Origin of the sequence: Micromonospora sp. MH33, from assembly GCF_003013775.1 — a bacterium.
Taxonomy (GTDB): domain Bacteria; phylum Actinomycetota; class Actinomycetes; order Mycobacteriales; family Micromonosporaceae; genus Micromonospora; species Micromonospora fulviviridis.
Genome location: NZ_MUYZ01000545.1, coordinates 1 through 2,362, shown reverse-complemented (window position 1 = coordinate 2,362; position 2,362 = coordinate 1). Strand labels below are relative to the sequence as shown.

At 75.6% G+C, this 2,362-nt stretch carries 4 protein-coding genes and 1 pseudogene; 2 read left to right on the top strand and 3 right to left on the bottom strand.

The window, feature by feature from the left end:
* Positions 1 to 212 (bottom strand): trehalase-like domain-containing protein (locus B0E53_RS35575; RefSeq protein WP_210406350.1); only part of this gene is annotated, 212 nt, incomplete at its 3' end.
* Positions 213 to 476: 264 nt separating this feature from the next.
* On the opposite strand from B0E53_RS35575, the gene B0E53_RS35570 reads away from it, so the two are divergent.
* Entirely contained in the window at positions 477 to 1,481 is a 1,005-nt protein-coding gene (locus B0E53_RS35570) for an SDR family oxidoreductase (RefSeq protein WP_107079833.1), read from the top strand.
* A 29-nt stretch (positions 1,482 to 1,510) separates the two neighbouring features.
* On the opposite strand, the pseudogene B0E53_RS40480 reads toward B0E53_RS35570, so the two are convergent.
* A pseudogene (locus B0E53_RS40480) lies at positions 1,511 to 1,679 on the bottom strand (glycoside hydrolase family 15 protein); the annotation flags it as partial.
* On the opposite strand from B0E53_RS40480, the gene B0E53_RS38240 reads away from it, so the two are divergent.
* Entirely contained in the window at positions 1,611 to 1,940 is a 330-nt protein-coding gene (locus tag B0E53_RS38240) for a hypothetical protein (protein WP_168215492.1), read from the top strand. The pseudogene B0E53_RS40480 and the gene B0E53_RS38240 overlap by 69 nt on opposite strands.
* On the opposite strand, the gene B0E53_RS40310 is transcribed toward B0E53_RS38240, so the two are convergent.
* Positions 1,935 to 2,362: tetratricopeptide repeat protein (locus B0E53_RS40310; RefSeq protein WP_168215493.1), on the bottom strand; the 428-nt coding region annotated here is incomplete at its 5' end. The genes B0E53_RS38240 and B0E53_RS40310 overlap by 6 nt on opposite strands.

The window sequence follows — 2,362 nt, the reverse complement described above, 5'->3', positions numbered from 1 at the left end:
AACCGGCCGGCCGCCGGGGTGACCAGAAACCGGCCGGCCCCGCCGAGCAGCGCACTGAACACCGCCGCATCGGACCAGCCGGGAGCGCACAGCCACGCCACGTCCCCGGCGGGCCCGACCAGCGCGCCCCGGTATCCGTCGGCGAGCAGCGCGTAGTCGCGCAGCACCGCCGGCCCGATGCCGGTGTTCAGGTCGACATCCTGGCCCGGCACGCCGCTCGCCCTACCGGGTGTGCAAGCCGACGACGGCCGGGTACGCGTGCCCCGTGCGTCTCGGCTGAGGCATGCCGTATCGGCGGCCGGGGCCGCGCGGCACGTCGTGGTCAACCACCTGCTGTCGCCTCTCGTCGGTCGGGTCCGTCCGGCCCGGCGGATACCCGGCCGTCCCGCGCCGACACGTGGAATCCGGTTCGGCCGTGAGGACTGCTCCGGACCTCAGTGGGTAGCCGGTCGCCGTCGTGGTGACAGGAGGCGGAGATGGGGCGGCAGGACATCCAGGTTGCGGTGGTCACCGGGGCGAGCGCGGGGGTCGGCCGGGCGACGGCCCGGCTGCTCGCCCGGCGCGGGATCGCCCTCGCGCTGCTCGCCCGGGGACGCGTCGGGTTGGAAGCCGCCGCCGAGGAGGTGCGGGCCGCCGGCAGCCGGCCCCTGGCGATCGAGGTGGACATGGCCGACTACGAGCAGGTGGTGGCGGCCGCCCGCCGGATCGAGGCGGAACTCGGGCCCATCGACGTGTGGATCAACGATGCGTTCAGCTCCGTCTTCGCCCCTTTCCAGGAGACCCGGCCGGAGGAGTTCCGCCGCGCCATGGAGGTCACCTACCTCGGGTACGTGCACGGCACACGGGTGGCCCTGTCCCACATGACCCCCCGCGATCGCGGGACGATCGTGCAGGTCGGCTCGGCACTGGCCTACCGGGGCATCCCCCTGCAGGCGGCCTACTGCGGCGCGAAGCACGCGATCGTCGGGTTCACCGAATCGCTGCGCTGCGAGTTGCTGCACGAGCGCAGCAGGGTGCAGGTGACGATGGTGCACCTGCCGGCGGTGAACACCCCTCAGTTCGACTGGCTGCTGTCCCGGCTGCCCCGGCACGCCGAACCGGTCCCGCCGATCTACGAGCCGGAGGTGGCCGCCCGGGCGATCGTGGGTGCCGTCGACCGGCCCGGCCGCCGGGAGCACTGGGTCGGCATGTCCACGGTGCTGACCATCCTGGGCAACCGCGTCGTGCCGGGGCTGCTCGACCGGTACCTGGCCCGGACCGGCTACAAGTCGCAGCAGACGGGCCGCCCCGCCGATCACGACCGGCCGAACAACCTGTGGCAGCCGCTGGACGGGCCGGGCGGGCACGACTACGGCGCCCGGGGCCGCTTCGCCGGCCGCTCCCACAGCCGCAGCCCGCAGGCCTGGCTGTCCCGCCACCGCGTCGCCGGCGTGGCGGGACTGGCGACAGCGGTGGCGGTGGCCGCCTGGGGCCGCCGCTGACGTCCGATCAGCGTCGCCGGGGCCTCGAGTCAGTCGGGGGTGTGCTGCTCGGCGCGGGTGGCCGAGGTGCGGGTGCTCGCGCCGCCGAGTTGCCGTGCCGAGTTGATCAGGCCGACGAGGCTGAATGCCTTGGGGGGTGTTGCCGAGCTGCCGGCCGGCTGCCGGGTCGTACTCCTCGCTGAGCAGGCCGACGTCGTTGCGCAGGTCGAGCAGCCGGGTGAACGTCTGCCCCGCCTCCCGGCGGGTGATCAGGCGGCCCAGCCACTCCGGATCGGCGGCGGCGAGGGGTTGGGCGGCGGCTGGGCCGTTGCCGGGGTCGTCCCCGCCGACCACGGCCGGCAGGTCCGGGAGACGCCGCAGGAGATCCTCGACCGCCGGTTCGCGCTGGGCGAGATCGACGCCGTGGAGTACCGGCGGGCTCGGGCGCACCTGACCGGACGGGACCCGGGCCCGTCATGAGCCGATCAGGCGGCGGATCTCCGCGGCGGCCGGGTGCCCCGGCGCGACCGCGAGGAACCGCCGCAGCACCTCCGGCGCGTCCGCCGGCCGGGTGGTCCGCTCGGCCAGGCCGAGTACCAGCAGCCCGTCGGGTGAGCCGGGCGAGTCGGTGAGGACCTGGCGGGCCGTCTGCTCCGCCCCGGCGGCGTCTCCCGAACGCAGCAGCGCGAAGGCGAGGCGCAGCCGGACGGCTTCGTCGGGCCGCTCCCGCAGGGCCTCGCGGTACATCTGGGCGGCGGCGTCGTACCGCTGCTGGCCCTCCAGGTCCTGCGCCAACCGCAGGGCGACCGCCGTCGGGTCGGCCGCGGGGGGCTGCGGCGTCGGCGGCGCCAGCCGGTCGGCGGCCACGGCCACCGTCGCCACCAGGGCGGTCAGCCCGATCG

Bases quoted from the DNA above. Each gene is read 5' to 3' on its own strand.
- B0E53_RS35570 (WP_107079833.1), top strand. From the start codon at position 477: ATGGGGCGGCAGGACATCCAGGTTGCGGTGGTCACCGGGGCGAGCGCG.